This window comes from Flavobacterium sp. IB48, assembly GCF_016405855.1.
Taxonomy (GTDB): domain Bacteria; phylum Bacteroidota; class Bacteroidia; order Flavobacteriales; family Flavobacteriaceae; genus Flavobacterium; species Flavobacterium ginsengisoli.
In genome coordinates, this window is sequence record NZ_JAEFCA010000001.1 from 134,135 (window position 1) to 151,821 (window position 17,687).

Consider the following 17,687-nt stretch of genomic DNA (forward strand, 5'->3'; position numbering starts at 1 on the left):
CAATATTTCTTTTAATCCTTTTAATCTGTGTAATCTGTGGCAAAAAAAAAACACCTTTTTTATTTCTTAATCTAGGTTAAGTGCTACAGGACAACTCTCACCGTAACTTTGTCCTATCAAAATGAAATTAATTATTTAAAATATTTAAAAAAATAAAATTATGGCAACTACAAAATGGTCAATTGACCCAACTCACTCAGAAATTGGTTTTAAAGTTAAACACATGATGTTTACAAATGTTTCAGGAAAATTTGGAGCTTATGAAGCTTCTGCAATCACAGAAGGAGATAGTTTTGATAATGCAGATTTCAGTTTTTCTGCTGATATCGCTTCAGTAGATACTGCAAACGCAGATCGCGACGGACATTTAAGAAGCGGTGATTTCTTTGATGCTGAAAATCATCCAAAATTAACTTTCAAATCTTCTTCTTTCAAAAAAATCAATGATGGTGAATTTGAATTAACTGGAGATTTAAACATTAAAGGTGTTTCTAAAACAGTAAAATTCCCAGTTGAATTTAGTGGAATCATGACTGATCCTTGGGGAAATACAAAAGTAGGTTTAAGCATAGAAGGAAAAATTAATCGTAAAGATTGGGGTTTAAACTGGAACTCAGCTCTTGAAACAGGTGGTGTTTTAGTAGGCGAAGAAGTTCGTTTAAACATTGAATTACAATTTGTAAAACAAGCCTAATTAAGCATTCTCGGATTTAATTGGTTGGTTATTGAAGCTCTGCATTTTGCAGGGCTTTTTGTTTGCCACGAATTACACGAATTTCCACGAATTATTTTTTAGCCACAGATTAAAAAGATTATTTGGATTTTCTAATCTGTGGAAATCCTTTAAATCTGTGGCAAAATTTCGGATTTGAGAAGAAAAAATTCGTGGAAATTACTGTAAATAGTGGCTAATAAAAAAATCATCGCACAGTATTTCTAAATTCAGTTGGCGACATTCCTGTTTGTTTTTTGAAGAAACGGGAGAAATAGGAATAATCTTCGTAGCCTACTTTAAAGGCAACTTCGTTTACCGCTAATTGTTTATCGATCAGCATTCTTTTTATTTCCAGAATTACACGATCTGTGATTACTTCTGTTGCTGTTTTTTGGAGAATCTCGTTGCAGATTCTGTTTAAATGTTTCAGCGTTATATTTAGCTTGTCTGCATAAAATGATGGCAGTTTTTGGGTTCTGAAATATTCTTCTAAAATGGATTCAAATGCATTGATTTTGATATTGTAGGAATGCGCTTGATGCGAATAAGTTTCATTGTATTTTCGAGCGACTTCAATATGAATACAATCTAACAAATTCAACAATTTATCTAATTGATGTTTACTATTTTGATTGTTTTCCTGAATCAGCAAATCGAAATATGGAAGGATTTTTGGGATTTCATTTTCTTCAAAAACCATTTCTGGTCGATTATGAATGGAATGATAAAAATTATAATCATTGATCTTTTTTTGTCCGAAATACAAATTATACAATTCCTGAGAAAAGATAATAACAAAACCTTCGATATCTTCAGACAAATTCCAATGATGCATTTGTCCTGGCTGTAGCACAAAAAGGCTTCCTCTTTTGATTTCGAACTGGTCAAAATCGACTTCATGCAATCCAGAACCTTTCGTAAAAAAAACCATTAAATACGAATCATGCCTATGCGGTTCTTCGACAAAACTGTGATTCTTTAAATGTTCTGTAAAAGTATTGACATAAAAATCACGGTGAATATCGTTACAGCTAAAATTCTGAACACTATAAATCGGATATCGTTTCATAAAAAATGTCTTTATTGTGCTACAATAAGCGAAGATATAAAAAAGACTTTTATAAACCTCTGAATTACCTTTGTATAAACAAAAAACAACAAAGTCATGTCAAGCGCATTAACTCATATTTTAAGCAACGAATGTCCTATTTGTCATAAAGGAAAAGTTTTTACAGACAAAAACATTTTCTTTAATTTTGGTTTACCAAAAATGAATGAATACTGCAGTCATTGCAATTATAAATTCCAAAAAGAACCTGGTTATTTCTTTGGAGCAATGTATGTAAACTACGGATTAACAGTTGCTCAAGGAATTGCCACTTATTGTATTGCTCAGTTTTTCTTCGAGAAAAATTTCGATTTAAGAATCATTCCCATTATTGCTGTTGTGATTACTTTATTAACTTCTTTCAATCTCCGATTTTCCAGATTAGCATGGATTTACATGTTTAAGGATTATACGAAATAAAAAAGTATTATTTTTGCCTTTCAATTGAAGCTAATTTTCAATTTCAAAAAAAATAAAAAACAAATTAGACAAATGAAAGCATACGTATTTCCAGGTCAAGGTGCACAATTCACAGGAATGGGTAAAGACCTTTATGAAAATTCGGCTTTAGCCAAAGAATTATTCGAAAAAGCTAATGAAATATTAGGTTTCAGAATTACAGATATCATGTTTGAAGGCACTGCCGAAGAACTAAAAGAAACTAAAGTAACACAGCCAGCTGTATTTTTACACTCTGTTATTTTAGCCAAAACTTTAGAAAATTTCAAACCGGAAATGGTTGCAGGACACTCTTTAGGAGAATTTTCTGCTTTGGTAGCAAACGGAACTTTGTCTTTTGAAGATGGACTTAAATTGGTTTCTCAACGTGCTTTGGCTATGCAAAAAGCATGCGAAATCACTCCATCTACAATGGCTGCTGTTTTAGGTTTAGCTGATAATGTTGTTGAAGAAGTTTGCGCTTCTATCGATGGTGTTGTGGTTGCTGCTAACTATAACTGCCCAGGTCAATTGGTAATTTCTGGTGAAACTACTGCTGTTGAAAAAGCTTGCGAAGCAATGAAAGCTGCCGGAGCAAAACGTGCTTTAATTTTACCTGTTGGAGGTGCTTTCCACTCTCCAATGATGGAACCAGCAAGAGAAGAATTGGCTGCTGCAATTGAAGCAACTACTTTCTCTACTCCAATTTGCCCAGTGTATCAAAACGTAACTGCAAATGCAGTTTCTGATGCGAACGAAATTAAAAAGAACTTAATTATTCAATTGACTGCTCCTGTAAGATGGACACAATCTGTACAGCAAATGATTGCTGACGGCGCGACTTTGTTTACTGAAGTTGGTCCTGGAAAAGTATTAACTGGTTTGATTAATAAAATTGACAAAGAAGCTGCCGTTGCTAATGCTTAATTTTTAAGTGTTCAGTCTTATTGACAGTTTTCAGTGGTTAACTGTATAAAACAATAAATCCTCATATACTTTGATAAGTTTATGAGGATTTTATTTTATAATTCCTTTGCTTCTTCGTTATAATTATTTAGAATTCCAGTAATCAGGTAGTTTTGATTACTCTTTTCAAAAAATATATACCAAGTTGTTCTTGAGCTAGTTTTATAGAAAATATAATTTGAACCTAGATAACGGAGAGAATCTGGAGTTTTGCTGTGTGGAAAGGTTGATATATTTGATTTAATATAATCTACTATTTTGTTGATATAAATTTGGGCTGACTCAACGAACCCGAAATACTCTTTTTCAAAAAGAACAAAAACTAAATTATCAAAATATTCTAGAACGCTATTTTCAAAAATTATTTTTTCCAAGGATAAGCTTTTATTCTTTTAGACATTTCAGCTTTAAACTCCTCCGGTGTTAATCCTTTTGCAAATTCAGCATCAAAATCAAAAGTTTCAGGATCTATTCCCTTAAGTTTAGTTTTTTGAACTTCGTATTCTACTCTTGGTTCTTCGACCTTGTTATTCTTTTTATTTTCTTTATCCGAACTCATCATTCCTACATTTTAATCTTACAAATTTACAAAATAAATTGAATCAAAATTTATACAGCTTTCTTTTCCTTCTTTTTGTAATTTACAATAAAAACCCCAAGAATAATAAGAGCTGTAGCAATAATAAAATCAATTGTAATTATTTCATCCAAAAGCAACCAGCCCAAGAAAACCGCAATTATAGTATTGATATAGGACAAAATAGAAACTTGAACTGCTGTAACATGTTTTAAAGCATAATTATAACAGAAGAAAGCAATCACAGATCCAAAGATTGACAAATACAAAGCCGCAAAAATACTTCTTGAACTCCACGAACTAAAGTCAGGATTTGGCGAAAAAATCGAAGCCAAAACTAACTGAATGCAAGATGCGATTGTAAATTGATAAAATAAATTAAGAGTTATATTCTTCGATTTATTAGCATGCGTTTTGGTATAAATTGTCCCTGCTGCCCAAGCCAAAATTGCAAATCCCATAAACATCATTCCTGTTCTGTAATTGGCATCTAAAAACGATACAAGTCCATCTTTAAAAATAAAAACTACACCAGAAAAACCAATAATCACTCCAGTAAATCCCTTTAAACTCATTTTTTGCAATCCAAACATAATACTACCCAAGAAAATAAGAATTGGAGTCAGCGCATTTATGACCGATGCTAGTCCGCTTGGGATATTCTGCTCTGCAATTGTTGTAAAACCATTTGCAATCACAAGCATTAAAACCGAAGCAATAAGCTGTTGCTTGAAATTCTCCCAACCAATCCATTCTAATTCTTTTTTGAATAATAAAATCGTCATCATAATCAATCCTGCCAGTCCCTGACGAATTGAAGTTACAAACCAAGGCGGAATCGTTTCAACTGCTACCTTAATTCCTAAAAATGTTGTACCCCAAACAATTCCAACGGCTGCAAGGGCTATAATTAATTTATAATCTAAATTCTGTTTCATAAAATGCCCGTTAAAAAAAATCCCAAACTATATTGCTATAATTTGGGATCTTAAAAATTTATAATTTTATTTAAAAAACTATTTATTCCTCACTTTTTGTTCCCATTTCCAAGCACTTGCCATTGCTTCGTCTAAACTTAGTTCAGCCTTCCATCCTAAGACATTATTTGCCTTATCTGTATTTGCGTAAGCTTCAGTAATATCACCTTCACGACGAGGCATCATTTTATAAGGCAGTTTTTTACCGCTGACTTTTTCAAAACTGTGAATGACTTCCAGAACAGAACTTCCTTTTCCTGTTCCTAAATTGAAAGTTTCTACTTTTGCCAAGTTCTTTTTGTTTAATAAACGCTGTAAAGCAATTACATGTGCTTTTGCTAAGTCAACAACGTGAATATAATCACGAACTGCAGTTCCGTCTGGTGTTGGATAATCATTTCCAAAAACCGATAATTCCTGACGCAATCCTACTCCAGTTTGCGTAATAAAAGGCACTAAATTTTGAGGAACTCCTAATGGCAATTCTCCAATTTCAACAGATTCGTGCGCTCCAACCGGATTAAAATAACGCAATAAAATAGCACTGATATTGGTAACTTTAGCTGTATCTGTAATGATTTCTTCACCAATTTGCTTTGTGTTTCCATAAGGAGACATTGCTGCCTGAACCGGAGCATCTTCTGTAATTGGCATTTTTTCGGCTTGACCGTAAACCGTACAAGAAGAACTAAAAATAAAACTTGCTTCAGGTTTTTGCTGTAATTCTTGTAAAAGATAAACTAAACTGCTAATGTTGTTTTCATAATACAGTAAAGGCTGTTCAACACTTTCACCAACTGCTTTTGAAGCAGCAAAATGAATGACACCAGTAACATCATTATGCTTTTTAAAAAAATCCCGAACGGCACTTTTCTCTCTTAAATCAATTTTCTCGAATAAAGGCGTTTTTCCTGTAATCGCAGTAATTCCTTTTAAAACATCTTCTGAAGAATTAGAAAGATTATCAATGATCACTACCTCGAAGCCTTCATTTTGTAATTCGACTACGGTGTGAGAACCGATAAAACCTAATCCTCCTGTTACTAATACTTTCATTTTTTTGTGGTTGTTTTATGTAGTTAATTTATAAGCTTGTCTAGCAATTAAAACCCATTTGCCTTTTTGTTTCTGCCAAACGAGCATTATTCCTATTTTAATATCTCGATCTATTCCATCGTCTTTGGTATGAGCCGATAAAACATGTCGAACTATGGCAACATCATTTTGAATAGTTATAGTTTGGTTCTGAAAATCGATCGAAACAAAATCAGATTTTCCACTTACGATTCCTTCTATAAATTCAGCTTGGTTTTGAAAATTACCATTTGAGTGAACATAATTTAATTTGTCCGAAGTTAGCGCTTTCAATTTCGCTCCATCAGCATCAATCATTGCCTGACGCAAAATTTCGATTTGACTGCTAACGGCATTCTCTTCTTTAGAATTCGTTTTTTGAGCCAAAACCGAAAACTGAAGAAGAATCATTAAAATTAAAAGACTACCTTTTCTCATCTTTATTTATTTAAAAATTCTAAAACAGAATCGGTAATAAATTTAATTTGTTCGTCGTCAAGTTCTGTGTGCATTGGCAAAGCAATTACTTCCTGTACTAATTGGTTTGTAACTGGAAATTGCTCTTCTTTATAACGAGGATCTAAATATGCTTTTTGAGAATGCAATGGAATTGGATAATAAATTGCGCACGGAATTCCTTTATCTAATAAATGCTGCATTAAAGCATTTCTGTCTGCGTCTAAAATTCTTAAAACGTATTGATGAAAAACGTGATCATTCTCGTTTGCATCAAAATCTGGAGTGATAATTTTTGCATTTCCAGCAAAAGCTGCATTGTATTTTGTTGCCGCTAAACGACGTGCTGCATTATACTCATCTAACAACGGTAATTTAGCATTTAAAACCCCTGCTTGAATACTATCCAAACGAGAATTTACACCCACAACATCGTGGTGGTAACGCTCATACATTCCGTGATTTACGATTCCACGAATAATATGCGCCAATTTATCATCATTTGTAAAAATCGCTCCTCCATCTCCATAACAACCTAAGTTTTTAGAAGGAAAGAATGAAGTTGCCGCAACGTGGCCAATTGTACCTACTTTTACTTTTGATCCAGATTTAGAAATATAATCTGCACCTATTGCTTGTGCGTTATCTTCGATTACATATAAATTATGTTCAGCTGCAATTTCCATAATTGCATCCATATTAGCTGCACGTCCAAATAAATGAACCGGAACAATCGCTTTTGTTTTTGGTGTAATTGCTTTTTTAACTGCTTCGATATCGATGTTCATGTTATGCAAATCAACATCAACCAAAACTGGAGTTAATTGCAACAATGCAATAACCTCAACAGTTGCTGCAAAAGTAAAATCGGCAGTAATAACTTCGTCTCCTGGCTTCAGATCTAATCCCATCATGGCAATCTGCAACGCATCTGTACCGTTAGCACAAGGAATAACGTGTTTTGCCCCTAAATAATCTTCAAGATTCTTTTGAAATTGATGAACTAAAGGTCCGTTGATATAAGTATTTGTATCTAAAACTTCTTGAATTGAAGCGTCTACAGTAGATTTTATTTTTTCGTATTGACTCTTTAAGTCAACCATTTGTATTTTTTTCATTTTGAATGTATTTAAAAAAATTAAAGACACTGTTTTCGGACAGAAATCTCTAAAAGGAAGAACAAAAATAGTTATTAATAGCTTCAAACCAATGAAAATAGTCGAAAGAAATGTAATTTAGCTGCAAAAAAAATTACATGCTTTTTTTATACAATCTAGCCATACATATCGCAGGATTTTTCTTAAGAATCATATCCTTGTTTAGTCCGAAAATTAAGCTTTTTGTAGAAGGCCGAAAAAGTGTTTTTAGCACACTAAAAGAAAAAATACAACCAGAAGACAAAACGATTTGGTTTCATTCTGCTTCTTTAGGAGAGCACGAGCAAGGACTTCCTGTTATAGAAAAAATCAAAGAGAAATATCCTTCCCATAAAATTATTGTAACCTTTTTTTCACCATCTGGATACGAAGTGCGTAAAAATAATACAGTTGCCGACGTTACCATTTACCTCCCATTGGACACTAAAAGCAACGCAAAAAAATTCATCAAGCTTGTTCATCCAGAAAAAGCATTCTTTATTAAATATGAATTTTGGCTTAATTACCTAAAAGAACTTGAAGACCATAAAACTCCAACTTATTTGATTTCAGGAATTTTTAGAGACAATCAAATGTTCTTTAAATGGTATGGCGGATTTTACAGAAATGCCTTAAAAGCTTTTACTTATTTCTTTGTTCAAAATGAAAAATCGAAAGAAAAAGTCGAAAGTTTAGGTTTTAAAAATGTAATTGTTTCTGGCGATACCCGTTTTGATCGTGTAAATGCTATTTTAGAAAGAGACAATCGTTTGGATTATATAGAAAACTTCAAAAACAACAAGCAGACAATTGTTATTGGAAGCTCATGGCCAAAAGATGAAGCTTTGCTAGCCGAATACATCAATCAGGCGCCAGAAAATGTAAAATTCATAATTGCCCCGCACAATATAAAGCCAGATCAGATTACAGATCTTCAATCAAAAATTACAAAGTCGACAATTTTATTTTCAGAAAAAGAAAACAAAGACCTATCCGGCTACAATGTTTTTATAATCGACATTGTCGGAATCTTAACCAAGATTTATAGTTACGGAACGATTGCATATGTAGGTGGCGGATTTGGAAATCCTGGAATACACAACATTCTTGAACCAGCAACTTTTGGAATGCCAATCGTAATTGGCCCTAATTATTCAAATTTTGCAGAAGCTATCGCCTTAGTCAAAATTGGAGGCTGCATACCAATATCAACAAGTTCGGAACTAAAAGAAATTTTTGATAATTTATTAAAGGACAAAAACTTTCTAGAAGAAAAAAGCGAAATCTCTAGATCATTCATTCAAACCAACAAAGGCGCAACCGAGACTATCATAAAACTAGTTGTATAGCCTTTTGCACCAATAAAAAGTGTTAAATTTAGAAAAACAACACAATTAAGACCGCTTTTTACATTTGAAAACCTAAATTAATAGTCTTAAAAAATCAGAAAAACCATTAATCAGAGAAATAAAATAGCCCATTTTTATAAAGAATATTCAACAAAAAATTATTTAGCCTATAAATTAGATAATTTAAGAAAATTTTGTAGTTTTGGCATATTCTTTGATAAATAAGATAAACGTGAGTAAGGAAAATATTTTAAAAAAAAAGTGAAAAAATATTTTACATATTAAAAAATTTATATCTTTGCCACGAATTAATAATTAACCTTTTATAATAAAGTAAGATGAAAAAAGTATTTTTAAGTTTAGCTGTTGTTGCTGTATTAACTGTTGTATCTTGTAAAAAAGCTGACGCTGCTGCTGAAGCTCCTGCTGTAGATTCTACTGCTGTTGCTGTTGATTCAGCTGCTGCTGTTGTTGATTCTGCTGCTGCAACTGTTGATTCTGCTGCTGCTAAAGTTGATTCTGCTGCTGCTAAAGTAGAAGAAGTAAAAAAATAATTAGAACCTAAGTTCTAACGATTTTAAAACCATCTTTTAGATGGTTTTTTTTTGTGATTAATTTTTCCATTAATTACAAGCAATAAAAAAAAGCGTTCATAAATTGTGAACGCTTTTTTTTTATTATTTATTCAGCCGCCTCTTCTATTTCTTCTTCAACCTCCTCATCACCAAAAATCGACTCACTCGAAGAAAAATCCAAAATTTCCGACTTAGAAGAATATGTTACAATTTCTTTTATCCCTTTCTGCAAAAGCAATTCCGTGCTGTATTTTCGACTTGTAGCAAAATGAACCTCACCCAACATCAATTTAAAAAAATACTTCCCTCCAGAACCTTTAAACTTCAAGAATTTCGCAAGCTCTATATTCGCTTTAAACTTCTCAATATCCTCTTCACATTCAAATCTTAATTCGTAACTCAAACTCGTAAAGATCACCTTCCCTTTTCGAGAAGTAAACGTAAACTTATATTCATCATTAAACCGCTTGCTAATTACAAAAGCACCCATTTATAAATTTTAGATTTTAGATTGTTGATTTTTTTTCTGAGATTCTGAGATTCTGAGATTCTGAGATTCTGAGATTCTGAGATTCTGAGATTCTAATAAATTTACTGCGTAAATTTATTTTCTGCAAGTCTGCAAATAAAAAAAGCCTCTTCAAAAGAAGAGGCTTTAGTACTCAGAGCGGGACTTGAACCCGCACGAACATTGCTGTTCACTGGATTTTAAGTCCAGCGTGTCTACCAATTTCACCATCCGAGCATTGTATGGTTTTAGAGCGAAAAACGGGGCTCGAACCCGCGACCTCGACCTTGGCAAGGTCGCGCTCTACCAACTGAGCTATTTTCGCATTTTCAAATTTATTAAGAACCGCAACACTTGTTTTGTTTCGTATTGCGAGTGCAAATTTAGGACATTTATTCAATTACACAAGCGTTTTTTCAAAAAAAAATCCACTTATTTTATAACGTTCTGATAACCTAAAGTTTAAATTTGAAAAATTTTTAAAATTTATTTCTTTACCAGCATTCTTTTAATCTCATTCAATTTCATCAGCGCTTCTACTGGTGTAATTGCATTAATATCGAGATTTAAAATTTCTTCTTTTATCTCTTCCAACAAAGGATCATCTAGATTAAAGAAACTCATCTGCATTTCTTCATTTGCAGATTTTATTCCGTTCAAAGCATCGCTTGAATGATTCTTTTCTAATTTCTTTAAAAGCTTTTGCGCTTTTGAAATAACCAATTGAGGCATTCCTGCCATTTTAGCCACATGAATTCCAAAACTATGTGCGCTTCCTCCTTTAACCAGTTTTCTAACAAATAAAACAGTATCCTTAAGCTCTTTTACTGCCACATTGAAATTTTGGATTCTCGGCATCGATTCTGTCATTTCATTCAACTCATGATAATGCGTTGCAAAAAGCGTTTTAGCTCTTCCTGGATGTTCGTGCAAGAACTCAGCAATTGCCCAAGCAATCGAGATTCCGTCATAAGTACTTGTTCCTCTTCCAATCTCATCTAACAATACCAAACTTCTATCTGATAAGTTATTCAAAATAGAAGCTGTTTCATTCATTTCTACCATAAAAGTAGACTCTCCCATCGAAATATTGTCTGAAGCTCCTACTCTGGTAAAAATCTTATCTACAATTCCCATTCTAACACTATCAGCAGGAACAAAACTCCCCATTTGAGCCAAAAGCACAATCAAAGCCGTTTGTCTTAAAATAGCCGACTTACCCGACATGTTAGGTCCGGTAATCATAATAATCTGCTGTGTTTCTCTGTCTAAGAAAACATCATTGGCAATATAAGGCGTTCCAACTGGCAATTGTTTTTCAATTACAGGATGCCTTCCGTTTTTGATATCCAATTCGAATGTATCATCGATTTCAGGCTGCACATATTGATTTTCGACAGCCATTTGCGTAAATGAACACAAACAATCCAATTGCGCAACCAAATACGCGTTCATTTGAACTGGTTTGATATAGGTAGAAATCCAAGCTACCAATTGTTCGAAAAGCTCGCTTTCTATTTTATAGATTTTCTCTTCAGCTCCTAAGATTTTAGTTTCGTATTCTTTTAGTTCTTCGGTAATATACCGTTCCGCATTTACCAAAGTCTGTTTACGAATCCATTCTTCTGGAACTTTATCTTTATGCGTGTTTCTAACTTCGATATAATATCCGAAAACATTATTAAAAGAAATTTTCAATGACGAAATTCCAGTTCTTTCAGATTCTCTTTTTTCAATTCCTTCTAAAAATTCTTTTCCTGAAGTCGAAATCGCACGAAGTTCGTCCAATTCTTCATTTATTCCGCTCGCAATGGCATTTCCTTTAGAAATGGCAACTGGAGCATCTTGATTTAGTGTAGTCTTAATTTTTTCACGAAGCAAATCGCAAGCATGCAAACTATCTCCAATAACTTTTACCGCTTCCTGCGGACTTTCTAACGCTAGAGTTTTAATTGGAATAATAGCATCCAAAGATTCCTTTAAATACACGATTTCACGAGGAGAAACTTTTCCAGCAGCAATTTTAGAAATTAAACGTTCTAAATCTGAAATCTGCTTGATTTGATATTGGATATTATGAAGGATTTCAGGATTAGATTTTAAATACGCCACAACCTCATGACGGCTTTTAACTTTATTAGCATCTTTTAACGGCAATGCTAACCAACGTTTTAATAAACGTCCTCCCATTGGAGAAAGCGTTTTATCGATAACATCCAAAAGCGTAACTGCATTTGGATTATAACTGTGATATAATTCTAGATTTCGAATGGTAAAACGATCCATCCAAACATAAGCATCTTCTGCTATACGCTGAATCGCTGTAATATGCTGTACACGATTATGCTGCGTTTCTGATAAATAATACAAAATGGCACCAGAAGCAATAATTCCTTCTTTCAATTCTTCAATTCCAAATCCTTTTAAGGAATTTGTCTGAAAATGCTTTGTTAAGGTTTCTAATGCATAATCTTCTTTATAGATCCAATCTTCTAAATAAAAGCTATGAAAATCTTCTCCAAAAGCAGTTTTAAAATCGCCTTTATTATTCTTTGGCACTAAAACCTCACTCGGATTAAAGTTTTGCAATAATTTATCGATGTATTCTGCATTTCCTTGAGCCGTTAAAAATTCTCCTGTTGAAACATCTAAAAAAGAAATTCCGATATTTTTATTCGCAAAGTAAACAGATGCTAAAAAGTTATTTGATTTTGACTGTAAAACCTCATCGTTTAAAGAAACTCCTGGAGTTACAAGTTCCGTTACACCTCTTTTTACAATAGTTTTTGTCATTTTAGGATCTTCCAACTGATCACAGATTGCTACACGAAGCCCAGCTTTTACCAATTTTGGCAAATACGTATTTACAGAATGATGTGGAAACCCTGCTAATGCTGTTTCTGTATCAGATCCAGCTCCTCTTTTAGTTAAGGTTATCCCTAAAATTTTAGAAGCTCTAATGGCGTCTTCTCCAAAGGTTTCATAAAAATCTCCTACTCTGAAAAGCAGACATGCATCAGGATATTTAGCCTTGATCTCGTTGTACTGTTTCATTAAAGGTGTTTCCTTCACCACTTTTTCTTTAGCTGCCAAATTATTATATTTTAAATGAAAAAATTAAGACAGCGAATTTATGCTTTTTTAGCGGTATATCGAAAGCTTCAAAAATTAAAATAATTTAAGATATTTTTAGGTTGTGATTTAAGAATTTTATATAGCTTTGTTTATCATTTAAAAAAAAGACCCTTAAAGATGAAAAAAATAATCTTATTCGCTATGTTAGCTGTAGCTGGTATCACAGCTACTAATGCACAAACAACTAAAAAAGCTAAAGCTGAGAAAGTTGCTAAAGTTGAAGGAGCTGGAATGCTTTTCGAAACAGAAACTATTGATTACGGAACTATCGCACACAATGCTGATGGAAAACGTGAATTCGTTTTTGTTAACAATGGTACAAAACCATTAATTATCACTAACACTCAAGGATCTTGTGGATGTACTGTTCCAACTACTCCAAAAGAACCAATCGCTCCAGGAGCTAAAGGTGTTATTGGTGTAAAATACGCTACTGACAGAGTTGGTGCTTTTACAAAAACTGTAACTGTAACTTCTAACGCAGAAGGGCAACCAACAAAAATCCTTACTATTAAAGGTACAGTTTTACCAGATCCAGTAAAAAGCTAATCTGAGAAACATTTAAAATAATCAAAAAGCTTCCTTATCTTTGGAAGCTTTTTTTATGACTACAATTTAAAAACAATGAGAAAACTCGAAAACAGCGAACTAGACCGTAAATCAATTGAAGATTTTAAAAAATCGGAGAAAACCCCTTTAATATTAGTTTTAGACGATATTCGAAGTCTGCATAATATTGGTTCTGTTTTTAGAACTGCTGATGCGTTTTTGATTGAAAAAATAATTCTTTGCGGTATTACAGCAACTCCTCCAAATAAAGAAATTCATAAAACTGCTCTTGGTGCGACTGAAACTGTTGCTTGGGAACATCACGAAAGTGTTCTGGAAGTTATTGAAAACTTAAAGAAAGAAAATGTATTAACAATGGCTATCGAACAAGTTGAAAGTGCTGTTTTTCTTCAAGATTTTAAAATTGAAAAAGATCAGAAATACGCCTTAGTTTTCGGAAATGAAGTTTATGGCGTTTCTCAAGAAGCTGTCGCAATCTGTGACGGATGTATTGAGATTCCACAATTAGGAACAAAACACTCTCTTAATATTTCTGTAAGTGCCGGAATTGTGGTTTGGGATTTGTTTCAAAAAATAAACTGGCCTTAATAAAATCCTTTCCTGTTTTTATTAAAAAAATGTGATTTTACAATATTTTTAAGCTTTAAATTGTTAGAAATGTAAATATATTTTTTTATTATTATAAAAGTGATACTTTTATAAAATGAAAAATAATTACTCCCAAAAAATATCTTTTTTATTCATTTTACTGCTATCCAATTTTATTGGTTCTGCACAACAATATACTTCCATTCCTGACTCTAATTTTGAACAAGCTTTAATCGATTTAAATATTGATAGTGGAGCTATTGACGGTCAAGTCCTGACTGCAAACATTACAAATTTAAAAACATTAGAGCTTCGAGGAAAAAATATTCTTGATTTAACAGGAATTGAATACTTTACAAATTTAGAAAGCTTGGACTTGGGGGTAATTAACAATGATCCTAATAGGAACAATAAAATCAGTTCTTTAAATATTACCAAAAACACAAAACTCAAGTACTTAAGTTGCTATTACAATAATCTAACAAGTCTTGATGTATCAAAAAACATCAATCTGACCGAATTGCATATTGTTGGCAATAAATTAAACAGCATAAATGTTTCTAACAATAAACTTTTAAGGATTCTTGATTGCGGCAGCAATAATTTTACAGATCTAGATGTAACTCAAAATACAGCTTTAGAAGTTTTAAATTTCGACAGAAACAAATTAACAGATATAGATCTTTCTAACAATATAGCATTAATCAATTTAGTCTGTAACTACAATCAACTAACAAATCTTAATATTAGTAAAAACATAAAATTGGATGTACTATCGTGCAGTTTCAATAAATTAAGCAGTCTCGATGTTAGCCAAAATACAATTATCCAAGGCATTATGTGCGATGTCAATGAAATTACAAGTTTAGATATCAGCAATAATACCATATTAAAATCTTTAACTTTAAACACCAATAAGGTAAGTGTCCTCGATATTTCTAAAAATCTTCAATTATATGCTATAGATGCCGGAAACAATCAACTAACGAGTATTGACGTAGCCAAACATTTAAGTTTAAACAATTTACAAATTGCCAACAATCATATATCAAATCTAGATGTTACGAACAATGGAGCATTAGAGATATTACAATTTAGCTCAACAGATGTTCCTGAAATTAATGTTTCCAAAAACCCTAAACTTATACAATTATATTGCTCCAATACCTTACTAACTTCTTTAGATGTTTCCAAAAACCCTAAGTTAGTATCCGTTATTTGCTATAACAATTCATTAACTTCTTTAAATTTAAAAAACGGAAACAATACATCTCTTTACAATTTAAGTTTTGTTTCCAACCCAAGTCTTGAGTGCATTCAGGTAGACGATCCAACCTATTCTAATGCCAGATGGTCTACTTACAAAGATGCTACGGCTAGCTATTCTAGCGATTGCAGTAAATTTTCTGCTATTGCTCCGCCAGTAATCAAAGCCACTGGCGACCAATTGTACTGTCCACAGGGTACTATAAAAATTGTAACAGATGTCACGATAACTCATGACCCTTTAGAAACAGGAACTGAAGCCATCTACATTCAAGTTTCTTCAGGATATTCAAGCGGTTTTGACAAACTAGAACTTTCAAATCCTACCTCGCACCCAACTATTATCACAAGCTGGGATGCCGTGGCAGGAAAACTAACATTATCAAGTCCGACGGGAGCAGATGTTTTATATTCTGATTATGTTGATGCTATAAAAGATGTAGTTTTCACAAATTCTTCTGCGACAGCTTCTGGAATTAGAACATTTTCTATAACAATGGGCAAGGCAAATTATTTACCGTCTACACAACATTATTACGAATATGTTCCAAATATTGCCATTACATGGACGGCGGCACGAGATGCAGCAGCAGCTCGTACTTATTATGGTCTTAAAGGATATTTAGCAACTATTTTATCTGCAGATGAAGCTAAATTAATTGGTGAACAAGCTTCTGGAACTGGATGGATTGGAGGAAGTGATGCTGAAACAGAAGGTGTTTGGAAATGGGTTACAGGTCCTGAAGCAGGAACTATTTTTTGGAATGGAAACGCAAACGGCTCTACACCAAATTTTGCTTTCTGGAACACAGGAGAGCCAAACAACCAAGGTGATGAAGATTATGCGCACATCACTCAACCCGGTGTTGGAATACAAGGCTCTTGGAATGATTTATCAAATACTGGTTCACTTACACCTGGTGATGCTTATCAACCAAAAGGATATATTGTAGAATATGGCGGAATGCCCGGAGAAGCTCCATTAGAGATTGCAACCAGCACTAAAATCACAATTCCTGTTGCAACACCTGCCATTGATCCAACTCCTGTTTGTGATTCTGGAAGTTTTACCTTTAATGCAACTGCAAGTGCTGGAGCAACAATCAGATGGTTTGATGCTGCGGTTGGCGGAAATTTATTAGCAACAGGTTCCACCTACACTACTCCGACATTAAGTATAACTACAACATATTATGTTGATGCTGGCTGCGAATCAAATCGTAAATCGGTAAAAGCAACTGTAAATACAACTCCCTCAAACCCTATTGCAGAGCAAGATACTTACACTAATTGCGGTCCAGGTTCTTTAACCATTAAAGCAACTTCAAATGTTGGATCTATAAACTGGTACGATGCCGCAACTGGCGGAACGAGTCTTTATATGGGGACCGCTTTTACAACTCCAAAAATTTCATCAAACACAACTTATTATGCTGAAGCATCAAACGGTTCTTGTACAAATACGACCAGAACGCCAATAAATATTGAGATTTATACTCCTCCAGCTGTTTCTGATGAAACTTTGCCTTTGTGCCAATTTCAATCCATAACATTAGATGCTGGAATTTCTGGAATGAATTATTTATGGTCAAATGGCGCTACAACTCAAACCATCAGTGTCAATACCAGCGGAAAATACACTGTTGCTGTAACAAGTCCGTCTCCAGAAAATTGCACGAGTACAAAAACAATCACAGTAGAAGAACATAAAGTTCCGCAGATTGCACGTGTTGATGTTGAAGGAACTAGAGCTATTATTTATCCTGTAAAAGCCGAAGACTATTTTGAATATTCTGTAGATGGTGTAAATTTTCAAGATTCAACTATCTTTTATGATGTTCCCGGCGGACTTCAGACGGCTTATGCTAGAGAAAAAAGCGGATGTGGAGGAACTACTAAACAATTTGTAGTACTTGTATTTCCTCTATTTTTTACACCAAACAACGATACTTACAACGATGTTTGGGAAGTAACCGGAATGGAAAATTATCCTCAAGCAGTAGTTACTATTTTTGACCGTTATGGAAAACTAGTCGCACAATTAAGCCGTTTTAAAATGAGCTGGGACGGTACTTTAAATCAAATTCCACTTCCTGCTTCAGATTATTGGTATGCTTTAAAAGTAGATGATTCAATGCCAGTTTTAAGAGGGCATTTTACTCTGAAAAGATAGTTTTTAATGAGAGAATATATCAATTTGATAATTAGAGAATTGTTTTTGGAATTTTCTAATTATCAAATTTGATGAT

General features: G+C 33.3%; 17 protein-coding genes and 2 tRNA genes. 8 read left to right on the forward strand and 11 right to left on the reverse strand.

The features are described 5' to 3' along the window. The first annotated feature begins 160 nt into the window (after window positions 1-160). Window positions 161-694, forward strand: coding sequence for a YceI family protein (locus tag JC605_RS00640; protein WP_198854403.1), 534 nt, complete (start codon window positions 161-163; stop codon window positions 692-694). A 226-nt stretch (window positions 695-920) separates the two neighbouring features. Here the strand turns inward: JC605_RS00640 and JC605_RS00645 are convergent, their stop codons facing one another. Next, entirely contained in the window at window positions 921-1,784 is an 864-nt protein-coding gene (locus tag JC605_RS00645; RefSeq protein WP_198854404.1) for a helix-turn-helix domain-containing protein, read from the reverse strand. A gap of 96 nt (window positions 1,785-1,880) precedes the next feature. On the opposite strand from JC605_RS00645, the gene JC605_RS00650 reads away from it, so the two are divergent. Together JC605_RS00650 and fabD are read left to right on the forward strand one after the other, a co-directional pair. Beyond that, the gene (locus JC605_RS00650) at window positions 1,881-2,243 is read left to right on the forward strand and encodes a DUF983 domain-containing protein (RefSeq protein WP_198854405.1); all 363 of its coding nucleotides are present in this window, start codon (window positions 1,881-1,883) and stop codon (window positions 2,241-2,243) included. A 72-nt stretch (window positions 2,244-2,315) separates the two neighbouring features. Then, a complete protein-coding gene (gene fabD / locus JC605_RS00655) occupies window positions 2,316-3,188 on the forward strand; it encodes an ACP S-malonyltransferase (protein WP_198854406.1) in 873 nt (290 codons plus the stop codon). A 95-nt stretch (window positions 3,189-3,283) separates the two neighbouring features. On the opposite strand, the gene JC605_RS00660 is transcribed toward fabD, so the two are convergent. From JC605_RS00660 to JC605_RS00685, 6 genes are all read right to left on the reverse strand, one after another. Continuing rightward, complete coding sequence (locus JC605_RS00660) at window positions 3,284-3,601, reverse strand: hypothetical protein (RefSeq protein ID WP_198854407.1); 318 nt, start codon at window positions 3,599-3,601, stop codon at window positions 3,284-3,286. After that, window positions 3,589-3,786: a hypothetical protein gene (locus tag JC605_RS00665; protein WP_233073999.1), complete on the reverse strand. Its 198-nt coding sequence runs from the start codon at window positions 3,784-3,786 to the stop codon at window positions 3,589-3,591. The genes JC605_RS00660 and JC605_RS00665 overlap by 13 nt, the downstream gene beginning before the upstream one ends. A 50-nt stretch (window positions 3,787-3,836) precedes the next feature. Beyond that, the gene (locus tag JC605_RS00670; RefSeq protein ID WP_198854409.1) at window positions 3,837-4,742 is read right to left on the reverse strand and encodes a DMT family transporter; all 906 of its coding nucleotides are present in this window, start codon (window positions 4,740-4,742) and stop codon (window positions 3,837-3,839) included. 78 nt (window positions 4,743-4,820) lie between these two features. Continuing rightward, on the reverse strand, window positions 4,821-5,837 hold the full coding sequence (gene galE, locus JC605_RS00675) for a UDP-glucose 4-epimerase GalE (RefSeq protein ID WP_177210867.1): 1,017 nt from the start codon (window positions 5,835-5,837) through the stop codon (window positions 4,821-4,823). A 15-nt stretch (window positions 5,838-5,852) separates the two neighbouring features. Continuing rightward, complete coding sequence (locus tag JC605_RS00680; RefSeq protein ID WP_198854410.1) at window positions 5,853-6,293, reverse strand: nuclear transport factor 2 family protein; 441 nt, start codon at window positions 6,291-6,293, stop codon at window positions 5,853-5,855. A 2-nt stretch (window positions 6,294-6,295) separates the two neighbouring features. Beyond that, on the reverse strand, window positions 6,296-7,429 hold the full coding sequence (locus JC605_RS00685) for a DegT/DnrJ/EryC1/StrS aminotransferase family protein (RefSeq protein ID WP_198854411.1): 1,134 nt from the start codon (window positions 7,427-7,429) through the stop codon (window positions 6,296-6,298). Between the two features lie 137 nt (window positions 7,430-7,566). On the opposite strand from JC605_RS00685, the gene JC605_RS00690 reads away from it, so the two are divergent. Together JC605_RS00690 and JC605_RS00695 are read left to right on the forward strand one after the other, a co-directional pair. Next, window positions 7,567-8,796: a 3-deoxy-D-manno-octulosonic acid transferase gene (locus JC605_RS00690; RefSeq protein ID WP_198854412.1), complete on the forward strand. Its 1,230-nt coding sequence runs from the start codon at window positions 7,567-7,569 to the stop codon at window positions 8,794-8,796. A gap of 338 nt (window positions 8,797-9,134) precedes the next feature. Continuing rightward, window positions 9,135-9,350 (forward strand): hypothetical protein, encoded by a 216-nt coding sequence (locus tag JC605_RS00695; protein WP_008467260.1) that lies wholly within the window; start codon window positions 9,135-9,137, stop codon window positions 9,348-9,350. Between the two features lie 127 nt (window positions 9,351-9,477). Here the strand turns inward: JC605_RS00695 and JC605_RS00700 are convergent, their stop codons facing one another. The 4 genes from JC605_RS00700 to mutS all read right to left on the reverse strand — a co-directional run bounded on the left by JC605_RS00700 (window position 9,478) and on the right by mutS (window position 12,972). Then, window positions 9,478-9,861: a DUF1508 domain-containing protein gene (locus tag JC605_RS00700; protein WP_198854413.1), complete on the reverse strand. Its 384-nt coding sequence runs from the start codon at window positions 9,859-9,861 to the stop codon at window positions 9,478-9,480. A 169-nt stretch (window positions 9,862-10,030) separates the two neighbouring features. Continuing rightward, window positions 10,031-10,116: transfer RNA gene (locus JC605_RS00705), tRNA-Leu, on the reverse strand. Between the two features lie 15 nt (window positions 10,117-10,131). After that, window positions 10,132-10,204 (reverse strand) — tRNA-Gly (locus JC605_RS00710). A gap of 161 nt (window positions 10,205-10,365) precedes the next feature. Next, window positions 10,366-12,972, reverse strand: a complete 2,607-nt coding sequence (gene mutS / locus JC605_RS00715; RefSeq protein WP_198854414.1) for a DNA mismatch repair protein MutS — start codon at window positions 12,970-12,972, stop codon at window positions 10,366-10,368. A 159-nt stretch (window positions 12,973-13,131) separates the two neighbouring features. Here mutS and JC605_RS00720 point away from each other — a divergent pair, with 159 nt between their 5' ends. The 3 genes from JC605_RS00720 to JC605_RS23650 all read left to right on the forward strand — a co-directional run bounded on the left by JC605_RS00720 (window position 13,132) and on the right by JC605_RS23650 (window position 17,611). Next, window positions 13,132-13,563, forward strand: coding sequence for a DUF1573 domain-containing protein (locus tag JC605_RS00720; protein ID WP_198854415.1), 432 nt, complete (start codon window positions 13,132-13,134; stop codon window positions 13,561-13,563). A 75-nt stretch (window positions 13,564-13,638) separates the two neighbouring features. Further along, a complete protein-coding gene (locus JC605_RS00725; RefSeq protein ID WP_198854416.1) occupies window positions 13,639-14,172 on the forward strand; it encodes an RNA methyltransferase in 534 nt (177 codons plus the stop codon). Between the two features lie 115 nt (window positions 14,173-14,287). Beyond that, window positions 14,288-17,611, forward strand: a complete 3,324-nt coding sequence (locus tag JC605_RS23650) for a T9SS type B sorting domain-containing protein (protein ID WP_233074000.1) — start codon at window positions 14,288-14,290, stop codon at window positions 17,609-17,611. Window positions 17,612-17,687 lie beyond the last annotated feature (76 nt).

Bases quoted from the DNA above. Each gene is read 5' to 3' on its own strand.
- JC605_RS00640 (WP_198854403.1), top strand. From the start codon at position 161: ATGGCAACTACAAAATGGTCAATTGACCCAACTCACTCAGAAATTGGT.
- JC605_RS00645 (WP_198854404.1), bottom strand. From the start codon at position 1,784: ATGAAACGATATCCGATTTATAGTGTTCAGAATTTTAGCTGTAACGAT.
- JC605_RS00650 (WP_198854405.1), top strand. From the start codon at position 1,881: ATGTCAAGCGCATTAACTCATATTTTAAGCAACGAATGTCCTATTTGT.
- fabD (WP_198854406.1), top strand. From the start codon at position 2,316: ATGAAAGCATACGTATTTCCAGGTCAAGGTGCACAATTCACAGGAATG.
- JC605_RS00665 (WP_233073999.1), bottom strand. From the start codon at position 3,786: ATGAGTTCGGATAAAGAAAATAAAAAGAATAACAAGGTCGAAGAACCA.
- JC605_RS00670 (WP_198854409.1), bottom strand. From the start codon at position 4,742: ATGAAACAGAATTTAGATTATAAATTAATTATAGCCCTTGCAGCCGTT.
- galE (WP_177210867.1), bottom strand. From the start codon at position 5,837: ATGAAAGTATTAGTAACAGGAGGATTAGGTTTTATCGGTTCTCACACC.
- JC605_RS00680 (WP_198854410.1), bottom strand. From the start codon at position 6,293: ATGAGAAAAGGTAGTCTTTTAATTTTAATGATTCTTCTTCAGTTTTCG.
- JC605_RS00685 (WP_198854411.1), bottom strand. From the start codon at position 7,429: ATGAAAAAAATACAAATGGTTGACTTAAAGAGTCAATACGAAAAAATA.
- JC605_RS00690 (WP_198854412.1), top strand. From the start codon at position 7,567: ATGCTTTTTTTATACAATCTAGCCATACATATCGCAGGATTTTTCTTA.
- JC605_RS00695 (WP_008467260.1), top strand. From the start codon at position 9,135: ATGAAAAAAGTATTTTTAAGTTTAGCTGTTGTTGCTGTATTAACTGTT.
- JC605_RS00700 (WP_198854413.1), bottom strand. From the start codon at position 9,861: ATGGGTGCTTTTGTAATTAGCAAGCGGTTTAATGATGAATATAAGTTT.
- JC605_RS00720 (WP_198854415.1), top strand. From the start codon at position 13,132: ATGAAAAAAATAATCTTATTCGCTATGTTAGCTGTAGCTGGTATCACA.
- JC605_RS00725 (WP_198854416.1), top strand. From the start codon at position 13,639: ATGAGAAAACTCGAAAACAGCGAACTAGACCGTAAATCAATTGAAGAT.
- JC605_RS23650 (WP_233074000.1), top strand. From the start codon at position 14,288: ATGAAAAATAATTACTCCCAAAAAATATCTTTTTTATTCATTTTACTG.